The sequence below is a fragment of the Spirochaetota bacterium genome (genome assembly GCA_004297825.1).
Taxonomy (GTDB): Bacteria; Spirochaetota; UBA4802; order UBA4802; family UBA5368; genus FW300-bin19.
Genome location: SCSX01000093.1, coordinates 82,350 through 104,490 on the forward strand (window position 1 = coordinate 82,350; position 22,141 = coordinate 104,490).

General features: G+C 55.7%; 21 protein-coding genes. 6 read left to right on the plus strand and 15 right to left on the minus strand.

What is annotated here, in order from left to right:
• Window positions 1-124 precede the first annotated feature (124 nt).
• The gene (locus EPN93_21200) at window positions 125-3,373 is read left to right on the plus strand and encodes a PAS domain S-box protein (GenBank protein TAL29608.1); all 3,249 of its coding nucleotides are present in this window, start codon (window positions 125-127) and stop codon (window positions 3,371-3,373) included.
• 29 nt (window positions 3,374-3,402) lie between these two features.
• Here EPN93_21200 and EPN93_21205 read toward each other — a convergent pair whose 3' ends face one another.
• On the minus strand, window positions 3,403-4,080 hold the full coding sequence (locus EPN93_21205; protein ID TAL29609.1) for a hypothetical protein: 678 nt from the start codon (window positions 4,078-4,080) through the stop codon (window positions 3,403-3,405).
• Between the two features lie 7 nt (window positions 4,081-4,087).
• Window positions 4,088-4,459, minus strand: coding sequence for a cell division protein (locus EPN93_21210; protein TAL29610.1), 372 nt, complete (start codon window positions 4,457-4,459; stop codon window positions 4,088-4,090).
• Here EPN93_21210 and EPN93_21215 point away from each other — a divergent pair.
• The 3 genes from EPN93_21215 (at window position 4,287) to EPN93_21225 (ending at window position 7,527) form a co-directional block, all read left to right on the plus strand.
• Window positions 4,287-5,042, plus strand: coding sequence for a YlbF family regulator (locus tag EPN93_21215; protein ID TAL29611.1), 756 nt, complete (start codon window positions 4,287-4,289; stop codon window positions 5,040-5,042). The genes EPN93_21210 and EPN93_21215 overlap by 173 nt on opposite strands.
• A gap of 415 nt (window positions 5,043-5,457) precedes the next feature.
• Window positions 5,458-6,798 carry a hypothetical protein gene (locus EPN93_21220; protein TAL29612.1) on the plus strand — a complete coding sequence of 447 codons (1,341 nt, stop codon included), beginning with the start codon at window positions 5,458-5,460 and terminating at the stop codon, window positions 6,796-6,798.
• A 147-nt stretch (window positions 6,799-6,945) separates the two neighbouring features.
• Complete coding sequence (locus EPN93_21225) at window positions 6,946-7,527, plus strand: hypothetical protein (GenBank protein ID TAL29613.1); 582 nt, start codon at window positions 6,946-6,948, stop codon at window positions 7,525-7,527.
• Window positions 7,528-7,553: 26 nt separating this feature from the next.
• On the opposite strand, the gene EPN93_21230 is transcribed toward EPN93_21225, so the two are convergent.
• The 4 genes from EPN93_21230 to EPN93_21245 all read right to left on the minus strand — a co-directional run bounded on the left by EPN93_21230 (window position 7,554) and on the right by EPN93_21245 (window position 12,397).
• Window positions 7,554-9,101, minus strand: coding sequence for a hypothetical protein (locus tag EPN93_21230; protein ID TAL29614.1), 1,548 nt, complete (start codon window positions 9,099-9,101; stop codon window positions 7,554-7,556).
• 78 nt (window positions 9,102-9,179) lie between these two features.
• Window positions 9,180-10,757, minus strand: coding sequence for a hypothetical protein (locus EPN93_21235; GenBank protein TAL29615.1), 1,578 nt, complete (start codon window positions 10,755-10,757; stop codon window positions 9,180-9,182).
• Between the two features lie 179 nt (window positions 10,758-10,936).
• The gene (locus EPN93_21240; GenBank protein TAL29616.1) at window positions 10,937-11,800 is read right to left on the minus strand and encodes an ankyrin repeat domain-containing protein; all 864 of its coding nucleotides are present in this window, start codon (window positions 11,798-11,800) and stop codon (window positions 10,937-10,939) included.
• Between the two features lie 78 nt (window positions 11,801-11,878).
• On the minus strand, window positions 11,879-12,397 hold the full coding sequence (locus EPN93_21245; GenBank protein TAL29617.1) for a hypothetical protein: 519 nt from the start codon (window positions 12,395-12,397) through the stop codon (window positions 11,879-11,881).
• A gap of 122 nt (window positions 12,398-12,519) precedes the next feature.
• Between EPN93_21245 and EPN93_21250 the strand changes: the two genes are divergently transcribed.
• Window positions 12,520-13,176: a hypothetical protein gene (locus EPN93_21250; protein ID TAL29618.1), complete on the plus strand. Its 657-nt coding sequence runs from the start codon at window positions 12,520-12,522 to the stop codon at window positions 13,174-13,176.
• Between the two features lie 57 nt (window positions 13,177-13,233).
• Here the strand turns inward: EPN93_21250 and EPN93_21255 are convergent, their stop codons facing one another.
• The 9 genes from EPN93_21255 to EPN93_21295 all read right to left on the minus strand — a co-directional run bounded on the left by EPN93_21255 (window position 13,234) and on the right by EPN93_21295 (window position 21,169).
• Window positions 13,234-13,776, minus strand: a complete 543-nt coding sequence (locus EPN93_21255) for a DUF3592 domain-containing protein (protein ID TAL29619.1) — start codon at window positions 13,774-13,776, stop codon at window positions 13,234-13,236.
• A 418-nt stretch (window positions 13,777-14,194) separates the two neighbouring features.
• The gene (locus EPN93_21260) at window positions 14,195-14,437 is read right to left on the minus strand and encodes a hypothetical protein (GenBank protein TAL29620.1); all 243 of its coding nucleotides are present in this window, start codon (window positions 14,435-14,437) and stop codon (window positions 14,195-14,197) included.
• A gap of 21 nt (window positions 14,438-14,458) precedes the next feature.
• Window positions 14,459-15,484 (minus strand): DUF3592 domain-containing protein, encoded by a 1,026-nt coding sequence (locus tag EPN93_21265; protein ID TAL29621.1) that lies wholly within the window; start codon window positions 15,482-15,484, stop codon window positions 14,459-14,461.
• Window positions 15,330-16,043, minus strand: a complete 714-nt coding sequence (locus EPN93_21270; protein ID TAL29622.1) for a TetR/AcrR family transcriptional regulator — start codon at window positions 16,041-16,043, stop codon at window positions 15,330-15,332. Before EPN93_21270 ends, EPN93_21265 begins: the two co-directional genes overlap by 155 nt.
• A complete protein-coding gene (locus EPN93_21275) occupies window positions 16,021-17,493 on the minus strand; it encodes a TolC family protein (GenBank protein TAL29623.1) in 1,473 nt (490 codons plus the stop codon). The genes EPN93_21270 and EPN93_21275 overlap by 23 nt, the downstream gene beginning before the upstream one ends.
• The gene (locus EPN93_21280; GenBank protein TAL29624.1) at window positions 17,490-18,188 is read right to left on the minus strand and encodes an ABC transporter ATP-binding protein; all 699 of its coding nucleotides are present in this window, start codon (window positions 18,186-18,188) and stop codon (window positions 17,490-17,492) included. The genes EPN93_21275 and EPN93_21280 overlap by 4 nt, the downstream gene beginning before the upstream one ends.
• Window positions 18,189-18,523: 335 nt before the next feature.
• Complete coding sequence (locus tag EPN93_21285; protein TAL29625.1) at window positions 18,524-19,753, minus strand: ABC transporter permease; 1,230 nt, start codon at window positions 19,751-19,753, stop codon at window positions 18,524-18,526.
• A 3-nt stretch (window positions 19,754-19,756) separates the two neighbouring features.
• Window positions 19,757-20,530, minus strand: coding sequence for an HlyD family efflux transporter periplasmic adaptor subunit (locus tag EPN93_21290; protein ID TAL29626.1), 774 nt, complete (start codon window positions 20,528-20,530; stop codon window positions 19,757-19,759).
• A 180-nt stretch (window positions 20,531-20,710) separates the two neighbouring features.
• Window positions 20,711-21,169 carry a hypothetical protein gene (locus EPN93_21295; protein TAL29627.1) on the minus strand — a complete coding sequence of 153 codons (459 nt, stop codon included), beginning with the start codon at window positions 21,167-21,169 and terminating at the stop codon, window positions 20,711-20,713.
• Between the two features lie 274 nt (window positions 21,170-21,443).
• On the opposite strand from EPN93_21295, the gene EPN93_21300 reads away from it, so the two are divergent.
• Entirely contained in the window at window positions 21,444-21,941 is a 498-nt protein-coding gene (locus tag EPN93_21300) for a DUF4410 domain-containing protein (GenBank protein ID TAL29628.1), read from the plus strand.
• The last annotated feature ends 200 nt before the right edge of the window (window positions 21,942-22,141 follow it).

The following is a 22,141-nucleotide window of genomic DNA, read 5'->3' on the forward strand; positions in this document are numbered from 1 at the left end:
AGGCCTTCGCGCAGGGGCCGCGGCCGGTGCACCGTCCGGTATTAATGACTTGCGCCCGAATAAAATCCTGCTATCATTATCCACGTTACAGGCTGCACCCGCAGGGTGATACGGCGTTATATTAATGAAACGGATACAGGAAACCTGGAACAGGCTTACCCGGCCGTCATCGGAAAATCCGGATGACGCGCGCCGTGAATACATGACAAGGGCAGTGCTTTTGGTCATGGGGGCGATATCCGTGGTGTTCGTCCTCATCTCGCTTTCAGGATTTCTTGTCTCATCCATCCCGCTCGATACGCTCCTGTGGTTCGCCCTGATCTCGGTCCTTTGTCTCGAAGGGATGATTCTCGCGGTACGAAACGGCCGCTGGCGTATCGGCCGCTTCGTACCCGTCGTCCTCATACTCACGGCCGCCGTGTACGGGAATTACGTAGGCGGTATGGGCGCGCCGGCGATGATATTATACGTGCTCGCAATTCTCCTGGCGGCAATGCTCATGCGGCGCGGGACGGGACCATTCGTGGTAGCCGGACTTTCGCTTTGTTCATACCTTATTCTCGCGTTTTTGCAGCGCGCTGCCATAATAAAGACCGTGCGATCTGACGATGAGTTCTTTTTCAACCGGATCATCATAACGCTGGCGACGATCGCGGCGATTACCGTGCTCCTGCGCTTCTTTATCAACCTCCTTCACGACGCACTGGAGAAGACGCGGGCGCGCGAAAAGGAACTTGCCGATCTTGTGCTCGTCAACCGGGAGCTTTACGAGCGCGCGCGCGAGGAAATTGTCGAGCGTCGAAAGGCCCAGGAAATCTTGAATCGCACCAACGAGGAGCTCGAGGGTACGAACGAGGAGATCCAGGCGGCAATGGAGGAGCTCGAAGCCTCCAACGCCGAGCTCATCACGACCCACGCGCTGCTCGTGGACAGCGAGGCGAAGTTCCGCACGCTCATCGAATCCTCACCGGTGCCCGTAGTGCTCGCGCGGGAGGGGATTGTTCTGTACGTTAACAAGGCGTTCATTAAAATGACCGGGATGCCCCCGGCAGAAAGCGTAGCGAACCGGAGCCTGCTGGAATTCATAGCCCCCGAAAACCGGGATGAAGCGAGGCGTTATATCAGGGACCGGCTGGCCGGGAAGGCCATCCCCACGATCTATGAAATGACGGGTCTTCGCGCCGACGGCAGCCGCTTCCCGTACGAAATCAATATCGCCCAGGTGATGTTTCCCGACGGTCCCGTGACACTCGCCTTCGTAACCGATATCACCGAGCGCAGGCTGGCCGGCGAGGCGCTGCGGCGGAGCGAGGAAAAGTACCGGACGCTGGTCGAGAGCATCGACGAGGTGATATTCTCGACCGATGAAGCGGGCACTCTTACATACGTGAGTCCCGCTATTCGCGGCATCACCGGCTACGAGGCCGATTACTACACCGGCAGGAACTTTGCGGACTTCATCCTTCCCCAGGATCTCCCCCTCATCGCCCAGAGCTTCGCCGAACTTTCCCGGGGAATCATGAAGCCCGACGACTACCGGTTAGTGACGGCCTCGGGGGAAGCCAGGTGGGTTCGAAGCTTCAGCAGGCCTATTCTTGAGGAAGGTATTTTTCGCGGCATAAGGGGAGTGCTCACGAACATACACGAGCTCAAGCTCGCGGAAATTCGGCTCCATTTGAACAACAAGGCGCTCCAGGAGGCCCTGGAGGAGCTCGAAGCGACCAACGAGGAGCTCCTCGCCTCCAACGTCGAGCTCGAGCTGAGCGAGGCAAAGTACCGCAACGTGATCGAGAACATCCAGGACGTGGTGTACCAAAGCGATCCTGACGGCTTGCTCACCATGCTCAGTCCCAGCTTCGCCCACGTCCTGGGGTACGATTCGGTCGAGGACTGCCTGGGGAAGAGCATCGCGGAGGATTTCTATTATCATCCCCATGAAAGGCAGGTGTTCCTTGACGCGCTTCGGGAAAAGGGATCGGTGACCGATTACGAAATCACGCTGCGCCGGAAAGACGGATCGCCCGTCCTCATTTCCACAAGCAGTCATTTTTACCATGATTTGTCGGGACGGGTCGCGGGGGTGGAGGGAATTTTTCGCGACATCTCCGTGCGCAGGCGCGCCGAGGAGGAGCGGGACCGCATCCAGTCGCAGCTCGTTCACTCGCAGAAGATGGAGGCTATCGGTACCCTGACGAGCGGGCTGGCCCATGATTTCAACAACATGCTGGGCGGGGTCATGGGGAGCCTGAGTCTCCTGGAAATTCTGCTGGCAAAGGAAACCCTTGGACAGCGCGAAGCGGTCAGCGAGTACCTTGCGACCGCCTCCGAGGCCTCGACGCGCGCCGCCGATCTCGTCCGCCAGCTCCTCTCCATCTCCCGCAAGCAGGAGCTGGTGCTCGTCCCGGTGGACATCGCGCTTTCGATCGAGCACGTCACGAAGATGTGCCGCAACAGTTTTCCCAAAAGCGTGGCGTTCGAATTCGAGAAACCGGCGCATCCGCGCCGCGTAATGGCCGATCCCACCCGGGTCGAGCAGGTTTTCCTGAACCTTTGCGTGAACGCCTCCCACTCGATGACCATCATGCGCCCCCGTGACCAGAAGGAAGGGGGTACGCTCACAGTCCGCCTGGGGGAAGTCGTCGCAGGGGATATCCTCGTCCTGATGCATCCCGGGGCCGTAAGGGACAGGACCTACTATAAGATCGACATCAGGGACACGGGAGTGGGCATGGATGAGAACACGGTGGCGCGGGTGTTCGAGCCCTTCTTCAGCACCAAGAAAAAGGAGGAGGGAACGGGACTGGGGCTTTCCGTCGCGTACGGGATAGTCCAGCATCTGGGCGGGTTCATGAGCGCGTATTCCGAGAAGGGGAAGGGATCGGTCTTTTCCGTTTTCCTGCCCGCCCTCGCGGGGGAGGACCGCACCGAAACGGGCCGGGGCCCCATGCTCGCGTCCGGCCCGGCAGAGGCGTGCATACTCGTTATCGATGATGAGAAGCCCCTATTGCGCGTCGCCCAGGGAATCCTGAAGTCGTGCGGATACAGTGTGTATACCGCATCGAGCGGACACGCGGGGATTGACCTGTACCGGGAAAACCGCGGCATAATCGACGCCGTGTTGCTCGATGTTTCCCTTCCCGGGATGTCCGGCTTCGAGATTTTCGCGGAGCTGCAGCGCATCGATCCCCGCGTGTGCGTGATCCTGTGTTCCGGGTTCGCGGAAGACGAGCGGATCGCGGAGGCGCGCAGGGCGGGGGCGGCCGGCTTTTTACAGAAGCCGTACGGCGCATCGGTGCTCATCGACGCCATTAATGAATGCGTGCTGAAAAAGCGCCAGGACCCGCCGGGCGAGGCGCCCGCTGCCGCCGATTAAGAAGACGCAACTCTCCGATTCAATACAGGTCAGAAAATGTGGTAGGTGCGGAACATGACGCCGGTGCGGATGACGTACCCGTACAGGCGATCGGCGCCGCCCGAGGGATCGTTCGAAAACGTGGTCATGAAATATTCGCCCGTGCCGGATACGAAGAAGTCGACGAAGCGGAACACGGCGATACGTATATCGATGCCCGCGGCGATCGCGAGCTGCTGGTAGTTTATGAATTTCAGGGCGTCGAAACTCTCGGTCTTTCCTCCCCCGGAGATCGAGTACCTGTTCGAGGTCATGAGAAAAAACTCGATCCCCGCGAGGAATCCGAAGGTGAAGCGCCATGCGTGAAAAGGAAATATCGCGAGCATCGGTATGGTGAACCCCGTCGAGTAATCGCGTACCTTCGTCCCCTCCATGGAAGGAAACTTCATCTCCTCGTGAAAGTACCAGAGGCTTCCCTGAAGCCCCATGTGTTCGGAAATCATGCCTTCGAAAACGAACCCTCCGGTGAACTGTTCGCTGCCGGTGGGTTTGCCGGCTCCGTTGGAACTCGCATTTTGGAGGTCATGCCACCCGTATCCGCCCCCGAGCCCGAAGCCGATCCGGGGGACATTCCCCTGTCCGGATACCTCCGCAAATGCCGGCAGCGCGGCCGCCCCGATAAGCAGTCCGGCGGTCAGGATCGGGATCGTTAATCGACGAAGGCGCATGGACGCCTCACTTATCCGACATGACGCAGGTGCCGTTAAAAACCGCCCCCTTGTCTATGGTGAGCTCCGGCGTGACCAAGTCCGCGTTCGTCACGCTCTTGCTGAAAAGCTCGATCCGCTGCGCCGCCTTGATCTTTCCGTTCGCGCGTCCATTGACCGAGACGACCCCGGCCCGTATCTCAGCGCTCACGGTGGCCTCCTGCCCTATGATCAGGTGCCCCTTGGATTCGATCTTGCCCTCGAAAAAGCCCTTCAGCTTGAGGGAATTCTTGAACACGAGCCTGCCCCGCAGCTCTATATCGTCGCCCACGACGGTGCTAATTTTGTTTTCGTCCTCGAGCACTTCCTTGATCTCGGCCATCGTTCCCCGTCCTCGCATTTTAGTCTGCGCTGATAATGAAACAGCAAAAGCCACCCCCTGTCAATATTTTTTCCGCGCCGCGGAGGGGGCCGGGGGCCGATACTCTTACGGGCGGAGGGGAAAAATCGTTGCCATCCGGGCGCCCTTGTGCGTAATTGACAAATCCGCGTCGCCGTTCCGGATACCGATTTTCACAGGGGGCGTCTCAATGGAAGACATACTAAGGGCCGCAAACGACCTGGGCCTGCTCATAAAGGGAACCGAGCTCTACCGCCGCTACGAAGAGGTCAGCCTCAAGCTGGACGCCGATGCGCCCGCGCGGGAGCTGCTCGAGGAATACGCCGGCTTCAGCGAAACGATGTACGAAAAGGAGTCGCGGGGCGCGCCCATCGAGCCCGACGAGAAGAAGCGACTCCAGGAGCTCACCGAAAAGGTCACCGCGAATCCGCTTCTAAAAGAGTATATCGCCACCCAGACCTACTTCATGAACCTGATGATGCAGGTCCAGCAGGCGATCAGCAACCCGAAAGGCGAGCCCCGGACGAAGTCGGGGATCGTCACCCCCGGCAGTGGCGGCGGCAAGATCATCACCGGGTTTTAACGCCCGCCAAACCACCCCCGGGATACTTACGTTTCAGTACGTTCTTTTCTTGAACACATCGTGTAAATAGCCGGAAAACTGCGGGCCAGTCCCCCGGAAAACCGGAATGATGCCGAATAGACACCCCACAAAGGCGGCGGAATCCCTGATTCTTCACGATAATTTCGTCCAACAAGCGGAAAACTCCAGGGGGAAGCGTGGGCCACAGGAATCCCGGACCTCCTGATCGCCTTAATTCTTCGTTGACTTTTCATCACCGTTATGCACAATCTGTTGAACAGCAGGGAGGCCGTGTTGCCGGGGCTTTTGAAAAAAGTGCGGATTAGGATATCCGCAAATTTTAAGCCCTTTGTCTGGAGCTTTTTGACGGTGAAGGGCAGCTGCTTTGAAGAGTACACTGCCGAGTAGCTGGTTTATGGCGGGGGAGTCCGGCTGGAAAGAAGACGCGGTATGCTGCATCATAATAATTGACACCGCCGGACACGGGTGGTACTACATACCGGCGAAAGCGATGAATATAATTGTTACCGCATATCTGATCACCGCCTTCATATGCCTTGAAAGCGCCGTGAGCATCTACCGCATGAACCCTCAGTCGCGGCTAAACCGGATATACACCCTGCTTGCCGCTTCCTTTACCGTATACTCGGCGGTGATGATCCAGTTCCTCATATCGTCCGACGAGTCCGCCTGCATGGTATGGTATCGGGTATTCGCGTTCATGGCCTGCTTATTCACCATGCTCGGCGTTCGATACTTCCTGGAGCTTACCGGAGCAGTGTCGATTACCGGGAATCGCTCCGTGATTGCTTCTCTCTACCTGCTTCCGTGTGTCTTCGCGCTTCCTGCGATGTCCTTCGCGCCCGTCGTTTCGGGATTCACCAGGACGACATGGGGCTGGGAAATCATTATGAAGGATTCCGTTTGGGCGAAATGCTTCTTTTCCTACCTGCTGGGCTGTTACGGCGTGTGCGTGGCGCTCGCGATACGCTGGCGCCTGGTTGCCGAAAAGGATCACATTAAAAAACAAGCGACGGTGATCGTCCTCTCCGGCCTTGCCGGCGCGGCGGGGATGCTGCACCTGTTTTTCTCTTCACTCCATTCGGGAGCGTTGAATTCCGACGCCGGGATCCATTTCTATAACCTGTTTTGCCTGCTGACCTTCGTGCTTGGTATCCGCTTCGCCATCATCAGGTATAGGCTCATGACGCTCGTTCCCGCCAATCCCGCCGTGGAGCTTTTCGCCGGCATGCACGACGCGATATTCGTCACGGACGCCACGGGGGAAATCGTTTTCACGAACGATAACGCGGGATGCAGCGGGAAGCCGGGACCGGGCTCCACGATCTACGATTTTTTCTCCCCCGGGGAGACGTTGAAAAATCAGGCCGAGGAGCTGATCGCGGGACGCCCCCTGCTCCAGCCGGTTTCCGTCGCGCCATACGGTCAAAGCCGCGGCAATACAGCGGCGGACGTCTTCCTGCACGGCATAAAAAACGAAATTGGCGAGTTGATAGGCTTCATGTTCATCGCGCGCGAGAACAGGGGGCTGGGTGACATCCAGGAGCGCTTCCAGCTGACAAACCGGGAGCTCGAGATCGCACTTCTATTAAACGACGGCCTCTCGGCCCGGGAAATATCCGCGGAGTGCGATATAGCTCTCCCCACCGCGAAGACCCACATCCACAACATCTACCGGAAGACCGGGCTGCGCAACCGGGTCGAGATATCAAACCTGCTGAATAAAAATACGTGAAGGACAACCTGCTCCTTCGATCAATCTACTACGCTGGTTCGCTCGTTTCCTCTCACTACACCGTTCGATGTATTGCCCAAAGCCCCCCGATTTGGTTATTATGCCCGCCATATAACCGCCCCAGAGGCGATTTACACGGAGTGTACAATGAAAAAACGGACTAGCGCGCTATTACTGTTGCCGATCGTATTGTTTTTCATGGGCTGCAGCGGCGGAAGTGATGATCCCGCCGTCGATTATACATTGAATTATGACGGAGATCCGCATCAACCAAATGGCATGGGAGGGATGGGTGACGACATTGAGTGCCTGGTTTATTTCAACGCCGCCAAATTGGCTTCCTGCGAGGGAGGTGATCTTTCGGCGATTAAAATCTGTTACTGCGATTTCAGCGGCAATCCGGATACTAAATTGCATAATGTGAGGATATATGGTACCGGAACCACTATCAATCCAGGGACAATCCTTTATCAACATGATCATACACTGGTCAAAGGGTGGAATACCATAACCCTGGCGTCTCCCGTTCCGATCACCGCACTGACGGAAATCTGGGCAGGGTTTTCGGTGTTTTGCAGCGACGGAGTGGGCCCAAACCCGCCCGCAGACTGGCCCGTGTCCCGCGATAACGAGGCGAATGTTCCCGGTATTAATTTCTTCAATATGGGAGGACCGTATTCTGAGCTTACGGACTACAACTTCAATGTGCGGATTGTAGTAACCAAATAAGCGCGGAGTTTCAGGCCCGGTACTGCTTACCGCCGCGGAATATAGACAGCACCGGCCTTCATTCCGGAGCTCAGAAGGCCGGGAAGCTGCCTATAATCATCACATATCGCTATCAATACGCCGAAATAGGTGATGAGCGCCCTGTCGACCTCCGCGTTCCCCTTTACAAGGTAATACAGTCGGCAAAGGTTCTGCAAATTTTTCGCGGAGGGATTCACCCGTTCCGGGGGCGGAACGGAGATAAACGTCGAATCAATGAAATCAAGAAATGCCTTTCTGGGCAGGAGGAGGATCGTTTTCGTTTTACTGATGGCGGATTGCAATTCCGAGATGGCGCCAAACCGGACATCGTCGTAGAGCCGGACCGGAATAAACCGGGCGCCGTACTCTCTGGACAGCTGACCGCAAAGCGCCCGTATCATGGTCTCCCGATTCCTCCGTATATCCCCGTCCGCCAGAAACACCTCCCCACTGATCCCGCGCAGAAAATCGCCGATCCCGGTTTCCGGTGAGTATACGGCTTTTTCCGCGTCAGAGTCCATATACCCGGAATAAATTTTCAGGGCTTTTTCAGTGAAATCGTAATAATTGGCGGACGCGGAATATGCCGCGTCAAAGCTGCCATACAGGTCTCCCATGAAATGCTTGGAAAGGTAGGGCGTAAAACTGTTATAAAAGAGCTGAAGATACGGCGCGCTAATGGATACTTTCACGTCCTCCCGACGGCACATTATTAATGCAAGGTAATTATCGATCAGTTCGAAGGGGCTGTAGGGAAACAGCACCACGTCCATTTTCCGGTTGAAATTGAGCCAGAACCTGTCCGCCGCCAGCGCATTATATCGTTTATCATACTGGATCAGGTCGAATGAAAAGGCGTGCAGGAATTCGTTGACGAATACGGGATAGTCGGTGATGTCGGGAATCGTTATGGTACGGTTCCTGCTGGTGTACAATCCACCCGTTTCGCCGAAGGAAGCGGCGCTATAGTGTATCGTGACCTTCCTGAAAGGTTCATGGGACCGTCCGTCGATCCCGAGTTCCCTGATGAGCCTGTTCACTCTCTCTCCATACACCGGCAGTATGGCCGTCCCGATGTATTTCTCCAACTCCCCGAGCAGGGCGGTTACGGCCGGATCGTTCAGCAGTTCCCTGATGATGAACAGATAGGTATCGGCGGGGGCCACGCCGTCGGGATACATCAGGGAACCGAAGAGGTCTATTCCGCCGGGGCTCATACTTCTCTGGTAATTCGAATACGGGTTGCCGGCATAGCGGGATGATCGCTCGTGCCGGGCGAATACCGTGAAGTAATCGTCGGTGCCGTATTCCCGTGCTATATGCTCCCGGAGCCGCGCGACAATTTTTCCCGCGTGATCGTCCCGTGTAGTGACCAGCGAAACCGAGTACTCCTTCTGGAACTCAACCGCCTTGCACAGGGAGTAGAGCAGGTAGCCGCGGTTGAAGACATACTCTGTCTCGATGCCGGCGTGCAGCGGCGCCGGTGTCCATAGTGCCAGAACAACCAGCGCACACCCGTAGATCGTGTGAAATCTTTCGCGCGCAGTTTTCATTATCACCATCTTTCGTATCGGAACCGGCCGTCCATCCGTAGACTGTAGACCCCATCCCTGAAAGGCGGCGCCCGCTCCTCACTCGCCCGCGCCGGATGACGCCCGCTCGTCATGGTACGAGGTTATTTTATCCCTGAGGTCCCTGGACATGGCGGCGATATCCTTCGCGTGTCCCGTGATGTCCTCGGCGCGGGAGGCATTGGCCTGGGAAAGCTGGTTGATATCGGTGAGCGTGTTCATGACCTCGATGGCCGCCGTCTTCTGTTCGATCGACGCGGTCGCGATCTCCCCGGCCCTCTCTTTCACGGTCTTCACCGCGTCGTGCGCCTTTCCCGTCGAATCGATCGAGGTCTCCATTGCCTCGTTGACGGCGGCGATCATGCTGTTAGATTCCTCGACCCCCGCCAGAATCTCGCGCATGACCTTCACGGTGTCCTGCACGCCCGACATGCTCTTGACGACCTCGGTCTCGTTCTTGGCGAGGAGGCCAGCGATTTCCTTGACGCTCGCCGAGGTCTGGTCGGCGAGCTTCGCGATCTCGTCGGCGACGACGGCGAAGCCGCGGCCGTACTCGCCCGCGCGGGCCGCTTCTATCGAGGCGTTCAGGGAGAGGAGGTTGATGCGGTCCGATATGTCGTTGATGATGCCGAGTATTCCTGTCATCTCCTTGGAGGTGGAACCGATCTCGCCCATGCTCGCGTCCATCCTTCCGATGGAGACCTCGCCCGCACGGGCCTTTTCGGCGATCACGTCGGTTCGCGTGCGGGCGGCGGCGATCCGGGATTCCATGTCCCGCGCCAGTCCAACCAGGTCGTTCATGCGCTTCATGAGCGCGTCCATGAGCTCGGACTGGCGCTGGGCGCCGGTGCTCACCTGCTCGGCACCGGAGGAAATCTCCTCCATCGTGGCCGAGATCTCTTCTATGGAAGAGGCCTGCCCCTGGATGTTGTCGGCGAACTGCAGGGCGCCCCCGGAGAGGTCCCGCGATGAATCGTCGAGCCGTGCGGATACGCCCCGCATTGACTGCATGAGGCCCGCGTTTATGCTGCGCTGCGCTCCCTGTTCGCGCTCCGCATCCTCGGCCCTGAGCCGCTTGGATGTCTGGTTGATGCGATTCATCATGAGGGCGATGATCACCGAGATGATGAGGGTGATGCTCATCGAAGCGATGATGACGTTTCGCATGGCAGGGTCGACGATCGCCGACGTCGTGACCGAGTAAACGACGAAGACCTCCGCGATTACGGAGACGACGATCAGCACCCACTGCCGGCAGAACAGCAGGGAAAACAGTATGGGCATCATGAATGAAAACTCGCTGACCAGGAAGCGCTGCGCCGAACCGGATGCTTCGTTCACCCTGGCATTTACGACCAGGCAGCCCAGCACGCCAAAGGCCAGGATGGCCGCCGCAACATTATAAAAACCCCGCGCGACGAGGAACAGGCTGACGAGCAGTATCATGATTATCGAGAAAATAATCAGGTTCAGCAACTGAAACAATCCCTGGGGAACGAGAATGTTCATGACGGCGACGAACACGACCAGGATCGGGATAATAATCATGAAGAAATACCATATCACCCGCACCCTCCCTCGGAGATCATACGATTTCGGATCATATCTCTCGAGTATGGCGCTAGCTCCGAACTTCATGAGTCACCTCCAGGAAAGTGAAAAAAGGGAGTTGCCAAATAGACTATCAAACGCTATCATATTGTCAAAATAAAATCAACCTTTAATACCCGGCGCGTGTAAACAATGTGCACCGGCAGGAGCACGGATGCAGAGCTCATCAGAAAAACTTCGGGGGCTTTTTGCCGGGGAGGGCAGCGTCATTCAAGGATTCGTTCAATCTCTTTGCGTTTTTGTTTCTTCGCGAGTCCAAGCGCCGTTTCGCCATCGTTGTTCTTGATATTCATATCAGCGCCGTTATCGACAAGCAGTTTTACAAGGCCGGGATTCCCCTGGCCGACCGCAAGCATAAGGGCCGTCATGCCATCATATTTTCTGCGCACATTCAGGTCGGCCTTGTGCCCGATGAGAAGTTCGACGATTTTGCTTTTGCCGTCGTTCACGGCGAGCATTAAAGCGGTCATACCCTCGCTGTAAAGCTCGGACCCGGTCGTTCCGTCGCCCGTGATCCTTGCCGATGTGTCTGCCCCGTGTTTCAGGAGCTCCTCGGCGATATCGGCCCGCCCGTTTTCACAGGCGTATATGAGAGCGGTTTTCCCGTTCGGCGAAACACGCATATTCACATCGGCCTTATTCTCCAGAAGGTACTGCGCGATGCCGAGATATCCATGGTTCGAGGCGAGCATAAGCGGGGTCAGTCCTTTGCCCCGGAACATAGGACCACGCGCATTTACGTTCGCTCCCTTTTCCACGAACAGTTTCACCATTTCAAGCATTCCCCTGGAAGACGCGTAGAGAAGGGGCGTCATTTCACTTTTGCCGACACCCCGTCGTTTCGGGAACCTGTCGTCCGCGTCAAACCCGGCATTCAGGAAAAGCTCTACTGTTTTCCTGTCTCCCTTGTCGATGCGATCGAAGAGTTCGTAGGCGTCAAAGTCGATTCCCATCAGCCGAATTTCTTCACGATACTTTTTCTGCTCGGCCGTTCCGCCGCAGGCAACGCAGAGCGAGAGCATGGCGATAATAATGAGACGCGTTAATGATCGAAAAAGCGCACGGTCCATACGAAACCTCCGGTTTAACTCAATCAGCAACGGAATATAGTATGCCCATTATGAGATAAAATGCGTGGGTCACGATGATTAAGGAGAGAGCCGCCATTCCCGATATGTTGCTTTTATGAAACGGGACTTTTTGATAAATCCTCGGATTTTTATCCGGGGGCGGGTCCCGCCTCTCTTTTGGCGGTATGAGAAGGTAAGCTCCGGCAGGTCGGTTCCCGCTGTTTTTTTAAGGCAATACCCGCACAGGATGGCCCCTGCAATCGGTAGCAGCATCGCGGGCACCGGAAGATATACCAGAAAATATGACACGTGGCTCCACCTTGCCCCGGTGCGCGCCATTATCGTTAAAGAAGAAAAAATGAGGGCCAGCGTCATTAAAAGAATATATAGAATAAACGGCAATTTATTAAATGCGTTTTCCCGGGCAATCTGATCTTTTACCAAAAGTATCCATAAGACGATGGCGGCTAAAAGAAACAGCCACGAAAAAGCCATGAAAACGAAATAAAAGCTTTTCAGGCGTGTTACCGGGTTATGGAGTATATGTTTTGCCCCCATTCCTTGAATGGGAGGGATCGAACGACCCGAGTCAATCATGTTTTAAGGGAGAAGCTGAAGCCGGATTTTTTTTCTTCATTTATACAAGAAAATGCATTATTTATTTAATAAAGGAATGACCGGAGACCTGGCGGGCTGCATCACATAAAGGAGTATTCGACATGCTGCATATAATCCTTGTCCTCACGCTTTTTTCACTGGTGGCCGCATATTTCTACTACATGGATTTCCGTTATCTACTAAACAGGCGGACCGCCCGGAAGGACCTTGCTATCACCGCAAAGATGCTGGGCCTTAAAAGAAAAGGCGGCGGCGACCTGGGGACCTACGAGGGAAGAATCGACGGCTATTTTGTGAAAATAACGGCCGACGAACGTACGAAGATCACGATCATGCTGAAATCAAAGTGCGATGTGTGGCTGTTTCGCACTAGCTGGATGGAAAAGATTATCAACAGGAGCTCCATGAAGGATCCCTTTCCGGGCAGCGTACCTTTTATGTTCGGCAACGGGGACGCAAACGGGATATTCCATTACCAGTACGCGTCGAAACGCGTCGCGGAGGCCCTGTGCCGCGCCGACGCCTCGCTGCGGCTTCTCGGCGGGCTGGCGCGACAATGGCGATGGACCATGGGGCCGATGTCCCTCATATACGGGCAGATTTCGGCGAGCCCCTCGCGAGGCATGGGCCATAAATGCCACTCCATCACGGGCCGTCAGCTGAAGGAATACCTTCCCGGTCTTATCGCCCTGGCTAAGGTGTGGGATTCGCTTCCCGAACTGATCGGGGAGCGGCAACGGTTAGAAAACAACGTGTGAAGATTGATGGAACATTTGGGTTCCCAATAGAGGACTATTGGAAAGAATCGGCATCTATCAAGGCTGAATAGTTAAGTATTTTTTCTTTTCACGCAATTTTTGAATCAGTGTTACGACTAAAGAAATGATTCCCAAAACCAAAGGAACAATGCTTATAAGTTTCAACGTAAATATAAAGCCCGTAGTTACATCCGATGATTTTATTCGTGATCGCTCGGGGTTGTCGCCATCCACTGCAATGAGAATGGTATCTCCCTTATTAACTTTATCCGCAAGCCGCTGATTAACGATATTACTGCCCGTGTATTCTCTAAAATAATAATTGAAGCGGTAGTGCAACATGTGTTCGTAGAAATAACCGTCTTTGCCTTTGTTCGCTGTTTTCATTTTTGTTATCTTATCCGTTATAACACCCCGGACGGCAACGCCTTCATTGAGTAATTTCTCATCAGCGTTTTTTAGGTATACATGAACAGAAAAAATAATCGCGGCGGCCAGGAACATGCATACCTCAAATGAAAAGAAAGAAAATATTTTCGAACGCTGCGGTACTGCATTAGCAGAAGACCTGGCAGCATCACTTTCCGCTTTTATGTCCATGAAGAATATCCCGCATCCTGAATTTTTATAATTACTGATAAACGCACGCTACAGAAAAATCCACTCCTCGCTCGAATTCTCCCTTCATCGATCCGGGAAATTCCCTCAGCCGCGTAAACAGGTCAAAATTGCAGAAGTTACTTATCAGATGGTTTACACTATGCCCAGTATTTATCCATTTAAAAACACAGTATCGCTTAATATCGATAGTGGATTTTTATACAACAACACTTTCCCGGGAATACTATCAAGAATGCCAATTGCTGTCGAACAGAAATTAATCCTTAAATGTCTGTCATCATTCTTCTCAGTCTTGGGATGATGCTTCTGATAGGGGGAATCAATATACTGGCGTTTCCAGGCGTCGTTTCAGGACACATGAGGATGTTCTGAGTCTATTCATGACGGAATGATGAATTCAATCTCCAACGATTCGATGCTTTACTTTTTCCAGCAGACCTCCCTTGGCGAAAAAAGTCGTGGCGCCGCACCCCGCGCACACCCGTGCGGTGTACATGAATTTAATTGTGCTGCCTGAATCGTTTTCCGATTGGGAAACCATTTCCATCCAGAGATCTTCAATGATGCCAAATCTGGATGATCCGCAATCGCGACAGAGGGGTGTCGGAATGCCGGTACTCTTTTCGATGGTTATTGTCACTGTATCCCTCCAAATCGATCTTTAGAAAAATTGGAATTTGACGATCCGTGCCGTATAAAACAATCCGATACCCAGGAATGCCAATCCCATGACGATAAATATATAGTTCCTTTCATACACGCCGGTTTCGAGCACCGCGCTTTCGGGATTCCCGGGATCGTAATGGACATTCACCCGGGAACCGGCTTCATAAAGCCCTGCTTTCGCTTCCCAATACGAGCGGTCCCCGGTGAATGGTTCGAAGGAGAACCGTTTACCCAGGTACGATGTGCCGCCGACACGGTAATCGTATTCAGCATCGATTCCATAGGTCAGGGTTTCTATCCGCGTTCCCATGTGGCCGGCGGATGAAGAGCTTCGTCGTTCACTCAGGCTGATCTTCGACAAACGGCCCTCTATGGATGGCCAGTCGGCGCTTTCACCTGCTGAGGCGATATGGCCGCCGATATACACGAGCATGATAATGCCGCCGATCAGGAACATCAATGCAAGGGCGGCGAGCGGAATATTCACTTTTATTGCGTTCCGGAATAACGATTCCAGCCGGATAATTCGCTTTTTTATGTCAGCGAGCGCTTCGCGTTCTATCCTGGCAATTTCCCGAAGGTCGGCCTCGTTTTTTGCGGGGATATACAAATCCACAGCGAGCATTTCCTTCATCATCCCGGCGAGCGGCATGGTTTTTTTCGATTGCTTGCAAAGCGGGACTGCTTTTGCCAGGAACGAATCTTTCGCCCTTTTGTATTCGGTGAGGTTGTCAATTCGATTGAGGACCTTCAATTCATCGATCATACCTTGAATTAAATTACGTGTCATTGCGTCATGCTCCTTCGGCGTGTATTGTTCCGGATTAATCGGTTTCTCAGGCCTTGAAATATCCATCGTGCGCGCTTCAGTTTCGTGCGATGATCTCATCCAGCAGGCGGAATAATTCCGGGGGCAGCGCGGGTCTCGTTGGCGCGGGTTTACCGGGCATGAGCTCGCGGAACACGAAATCGACGGTGTAGTCGAGTGCCTTCGCGGCCGTATCCTCCGAGGCAAGGTCATCGCGCCAGACCGTGTCCTCGTTGATCTGGCGGAAGAGCACCAGGTTCGTCACGAAAGAAAAAATACTGTAGACCACGAAGAGCGGGTAACGCGTCTCGAAAAATCCCCCGCGTATTCCCTCGAGTATGATGTCGAGCACGATCTCACGGCGGCGGGAGAAGAGCTGTTCCTGTTCGATCTTCCGGAGATAACGGCCGCCGTCCGAAAGCTCCCTGAAAATGATCTTGTACACATACTCGTCGCGCTTTTTCAGGAACAGGTTCACCACGAGGTAGATCGCGATGAAGAGCCGTTCGGGCGGCGCGAGATCGAAGGCCTTGAGCGTCTCCAGGAGCTGTTCCTTTTCGATGTCCCCGAATATCTGCCGGATCACGAGGAGGTAGAGGTCCTCCTTGCTTCCGAAGTGATAAATCACCAACGCCGGGTTTACGTGCGCGAGGCGGGCGATCGATTTGACCCGCGCGCCGGAGAGGCCCCGCTCCGCGAATTCATGGCAGGCGGCGGCGTATATCCGGTCCCGTAAGACGCCTTTCGTTTTATCTGTCTTTCTTGATTTCATCCATGAGTCCCAGGAGCTGCACGAGAATGCGCCGCGCGTCCACGCGGTCGGTGATGCGGATAAGCTCGTAGTTCAGGAGGGCGTTGCGGTCCTGGATAACGAAGTAGAGGTCGCTCTGGCCCTGGAGATATTTTCTCTCGTCGGCCGCGAGTTGAACGCCCGCCTGGGCGATGAGCTCCTCGTCCTGCCTGATCACGGTTTCGTAGGCGCGCACGGTATCGCGAAGCTCGTCCACGCTCTGTGAGTAATTGCGCTCGAAGGCGCGCAGGTCCTGCTCCCAGCGCTTCAGTATCGCCCGGGTTTCCTCCACGCGTCCTTCCCCCAGGCTGTTTTGGAGAGGGTAGGAGAGGGCCGCCCCCGCGCTGTACACGGGATAGGGAAACCGGTCGAGAGAGTCCTTCCCGTCCAGGGCATAGTTGCGCGCGCGGTACGAGAGTGAGAGATTGAGATCGGGAAGGAGCGCGTTCCTGTCGCGCTCCAGGGTGCGCGCGAGCACTTCGCGCGACAGGTTCAGTATCTTCATCTGGCGTGTCGAATAAATTGAAAAATTCTCAGGGACGCGCGCGGGCAGTACGAGCTCTTTCTCGGGTTCGATAATCTCTCCGGGCTGGGCGGGCCTGTTGTAGCACCACCGGTACACTTTTTGCGAAAGGTAGCCCAGCCTGGTCGCCGCGAGGTCGCGCGCCTTCGCGTACTCGACGGCGACGATGCGCGCCCGGGCCACGTCCCCGACGTCCGAGAGGCCGTTCGCGAACTTGTTGGCCACGGTCGCGACGAGGTCCTCGCCGTTCTTCACGTTCTTGGCGTAGATATCCTGCTGATGCCATGCGAGGTACCAGCTGAAGTAGAGATTGTACAGGTCCGCGATCACCGTCTCTATGCTCTCGTCGACGGTCTCCCTCATGATGAGCCGGTTCAGCTCCGCCTGGCGCACGGGAAAGCGGTCGAGCATCCCCAGCCAGTTTTTAAGCAGTGGCTGTTGAACCTCGATATAGGCCTCTGGATTGTAGAGCTTCGCATCGATTATGTCGGGTACGGGAGTCAAGCTCCGGTTGACCCGAAGCGCACTGCGGTTGTAGTCCACGCCCCCGCGCACCCGTGTGCCGGTCCACGGGGAAATCCACGAAAAGCCCGCCCCCGCGTTGTCCGTGTCCTGTTCCTGGATTCGCGACGAAGAGTACTTCGTGTAGGGGGTCTCGTGGAGCTTGTTGTAATGAAGGTCGAAGACGATGTCGTTCACGGCCTTCGCCTGGAGCTCGGCGCTTTCGGCCTCGCGGATGCGGGCGAGCTCGCGGAATATCTCGGGCGTGTGCAGGATTGCCCCGTCGATGAATTCCCTGAGCGTGAGGACGGAAGGGGCGGTATCGGCGCCCCGCGCCATGGCCGGAAGGCACAGCGCGCACATGGCGATAATGAACGGCATCATGCGTGTGAGGAAATTTATTTTCATCGCTTCTTCCGCCCCTTCTCCTTCCGCGTATCGGAGGTGATCATGCCGTCGACAAGGTGTATCTGCCTTCCGGCGCGCGCGGCGAAATCCATCTCGTGCGTGACGAGGAGAATGGTCGTCCCGTGGTTCCGGTTTATTTCCTCGAAGATCCGCAGCACCCGTTCGCCGTTGATCGAATCCAGGTTCCCCGTGGGCTCGTCGGCGAAGAGGAAATCCGGGTCCATGATGAGCGCGCGGGCGATCGCCACGCGCTGCTGTTCGCCGCCCGACATCTGCATGGGAAATTTATTGATGCAATGGTCGAGCTCAAAATCGTGAAGGAAGCGGAGCGCCTTCGATTTCTTTTCCTTTTCGTTCCGGAACTTGCGCGCGGGCATGAGGATGTTCTCGATCGCGGTGAGCTCGGGGAGCAGGTAGTGGAACTGGAAGACGAAACCTATGTGCCCGTTGCGGAAATCGTGAAGGGAGGCGCTGTCCATGCGATGCACGTTCTTCCCCGCGATGTAGACCTCCCCGGCGGTGGGATCGTCCAGCCCGCTGGTCACATAGAGCAGCGTGGATTTCCCGGAGCCCGAGCGGCCGGTGATCGCGACGAATTCGCCGCGCTCCACGGTGAACGAGATGTTCCGCAAAACCTCCGTGGGTGGGTCGCCGAAGTTCTTGACGAGCGACTGGCAGAGCACGCCGCTGTTCATGATTTAATCTTCGTGTTCATATTTTGTTTATATCCAGTGTCATGCATTAAATCCCCGGCCCTCCGGGGCAGGCTAACGGCGCGACATCCTGTCGCAACGCCTGCATTTGGACATCCTGTCCATCACCGCCCCCTTTAATAAAGGGGGCTCTATTGATAATGCTTCGTGACGATATTTTGACTCCCGCCATTCAAAATTCAACAAGCGACCCCTGATGGCTCCCCTTTATCAAAGGGGAGCTGTGACGCACAGGATGTGCTAATCCCGGCGTTGCGACACGATGTCGCACCTCTAGCCGGGCCGGAGGCTTGGGGGATTTTTAACAGCAATGTCCATCACGAGTTCCTGATAATATCGATAGGCGAAAGCTTGCCCGCGTTGCGCGCGGGGATGATACTCGCGAACACCGAGCTCGCCAGCACGATAAGAAACGCCTTCAGGTAAATGGCCGCGTCCCATGACATGGGCATGTGTCCCTGTCCCACGCTGATCTTTATCGTTTCGATGCGCGAACAGGCGTACGCGCCCAGGCCCATTCCCGTGAGCGCGCCTATGAGCCCCAGGATGACGCCCTGCACCAGGAAGAGGAATATCGTATCCATCTGGTCGTAGCCCACGCTCCTGAGTATCGCGATCTCGCGCTTCTTCTGATTTACGACCATGTTGAGAATGTTGTAGATGCCAAAGGCGACGATGAGCATGATGGTGAAGGTAGTCACGTTGCGGACGATGCCCTGCGTCTTCAGGGTCACGCGCACGTCCTCCTTCGCCTGGTCCCAGCTTTCCACGCGGTCGGCGGTGGTGCGCTGCCATTCGATCGCGGTATCGGCCGAAGAATGAACGTCCACGAGGCGCACCACGAGGTCCGATATTTCTCCCGGCGACTGCGTGAGCTTCTGCACGGTGGAGATCGACGAATAGGCGATGCGGTTGTCGATCTGCTTCACGCCGGTACTGTAGACCGCGACGATCTTCACCGGGAACACGACGCCGTGGGCGTTCACCACGTTCAGGGAGCCGTTTACGGAACAGCCCAGGCGCTTCATCATCTCTTCGCCCACGAGCACCAGGGAATCGCCGCGGGACACGTCGCCGAGCTTTCCCGTGATGATGTCGCGCTCCATGTTCGTCACGCGCGCCTGGGCCTCGGTGTTGACGCCCACGAGGCGCACCGGCATGGAAAACTTGCCGTGCGTGAACATCACCTCGCGTATCAGCTGCGGGGCGTGTGCCACGACGCGGGGGTCGGCGGCGAGGCGCTCGTACCATCCCTGGATATTGGAAAGGTAGGTGTTGTTTATCCGGCCGGAGGGCGGGGTGATCCACTTCACGAACGTATCCGGGAAGAACACGTTGCGGAAGGTCTCCTGGCTTATAATCTCGTCGCGCGGGGAGATGCGTATGTAGGCGTCCACGTTCACCAGCCGGTCGATGACGTAGTCCTGGTAGCCGAGCTGCATGCCGGAAAAGACTATGTAGCCCGCGCAGCCTATGGTGATTCCCAGGAAGGTGAGTATAGTCTGCTGCGGGCGGTTGATAAGGTGCCGGATCGCGAGGAAGAACATGGGCTACTCCCGGGGCATGACGATCTCGTCCGAGGCCTTCACCGAGCCGTCGGTGACCTCGGCCCAGGCGCCGTCAATCGCGCCTAACGCGGGCGTCGCGGACGCGGCCTTCCCCTCGCGGCGCAGGGCCACCACGCCGTCCTTGACGGCAATCACGGGGATCATGAGCGCCTCGTCCCTGCGGGCGACCTCGATCGCGACGTCGGCCGTCATATCGGGAAGCACCTCCGCGGGCATTTTCGCGACGCCTATGCGCGCGAGGAACTGTCCCCCGGACGGGTAGATGCTCTCCACCGTGCCGGACAGCCGCGCGCCGCGCATGGTTTCAACGGAGAGCTCGGCCTTCTGGCCCCGCCGCACGCGTAGTGCCGCGTTCTGGTCCAGCGAGACCTGTATGTAGGTCCGGCCCAGGTCCATCATCGTGAGGACCGGTTGCCCGGTGATGACCACCTCGCCCTCCTCGCAGTGGAGGCGGGTCACGGTGCCGGCGAAGGGCGCGAAGAACGCCGCCCCGGATTCGGTGACGGCAAGCTGCATCCCCTTCGCGACGGGCTGGCCCTCGCTCACGGAGAGGCGGCGGATCGTCGCGGGGATTCCCATCTTGAGCGTATACACGCTGTCCGATTTCACCGTGCCCAGCGCGTAGATCGCCTCGACAATGGGACCGGTGCGCGGCTTCACCCGGGTGGCGCCGTTGCCGGCGACGAGGCGGATTACAACGACGAGCACCACGAGTCCGCCCGCGGCGTACAGAATCAGTTTCTTGTGTTTTTTCATATGTTAAACGTTCGGTTAAATAAATTAAATAGATGTTTAATATGTGCCCGGGCGGGGCATTTTTGTCAAGCAGGAAATAGAATTCATCTCCTGGGTGGTTAGAGTGTGACATTTTCCGGGAAGATGGGCGTAAATGGGCATACCTCGCCTCTGGTTTGGTGTGCGGGGAAGCTGGGATGTTTAATGCGAGGCGGTGCGGCGGAGTATTTTTGTGGGTGAGGCTCTTGTAGGGTGGTTTTCGGTGTCTCCCCAGTAGAATTCCCAGCACAGAATGCCCCCTGCGCTCCTTTGGCCGATGGCATAATGGGGGAACCGAACATAATTATGCCTTCCGGCTGAATCGTGCAGCAGCTCGTGCAGGTAGCGCTTCGTCGCGATGGCTACCAGATGCGAGACCGAGAACCTGCTCAACTTACGGAAATCCGACGCAAACTCATTCTCGTTCTTCCTGAAGCAAATAGGAAAACAATGCCATCGTTTCCAGGGATCACGGGGCTGATACTTTACCAAAGTAAACCCTCCCTGAAACCGGTCAATATCGCGCAGAACGCGCTTCAGGAGCATGATGACGACAGCCTGGCGGCTTGTTTTGAGCTTTGCCGCGGCAAGGGCGATATTCACGAAGACGATGTGGCTCATATTTAAAGAAGTGCGAAGCATTCCGTATCCTCCGGGACAAGACCGAGCGTCCAGAGTGAATACGAATGGGGCATGGAAAATATGGACGGTTTTCCCGGCTATGATTCGGGTGCCCGAAAAATAATTCACACCCGGTGGTTATTTTTATGGGAGAAAATCATCTGAAATAAAAAAATGATTGATAATCGGACGAATGATTTCGTATTTATTTGTGAGGCAGGACGCACCACCATACGTATACTCAACTATAAGATATATCTGACAGGAGTAAAAAATGAAACGTGGAATACTTGTGCTTTTCGTGCCGATTATGGCTTTTGCTGTTATCGGATGCTCAACCGGCGGCCAGCCCGTCGTGTGGAATAAATCCAGCGAAGTCGATTTTTCAAAGCCGGTTAATGTGAAATTGGTCTATGATGCAAGCATACCAAAAGAAGAAATGGAGTTCATGCAAAAGGACATCGAGGGAAAGCTGGGGGGGATTTTTAACATCACCGGCGAAACCGCGAATTCCTATACATTAACGGTGAAAGTAACAAAATATGATGAAGGCAGCGCCTGCGCCCGTTTCATGCTGATCGGCTTGGGACAAATGTATCTGGATGGCGAGGTGGAACTGTCCAATGGCAATCCGCCCGTGATTGTCCGTCAAGGCGAGTTTAAGAAGAATTACTGCGTCGGCGGATTTGTGGGCGGAACCGCGAAAATGAGGAATGAGATGACCGCAAAAGTCGGACAGGCCATCGCAGAGGCATTAAAAATTAAAAAATAGGTTTTGCACCTGGTGTAATCGCTGTAAATCCTGCCTTGCTGCGGCACTTTTATGGGTGCCGCACAAATACTCCCCCTGATTATCGATTAATCCGAATAATAGTACCTGGATTCGAGATGTTCCGGCACAAGTCGTACCCCCAGGGCAAAGGCCGGGGAAGGGGTCCGATATCGCTTACACTGGCGCGATGCCCGCCGCGG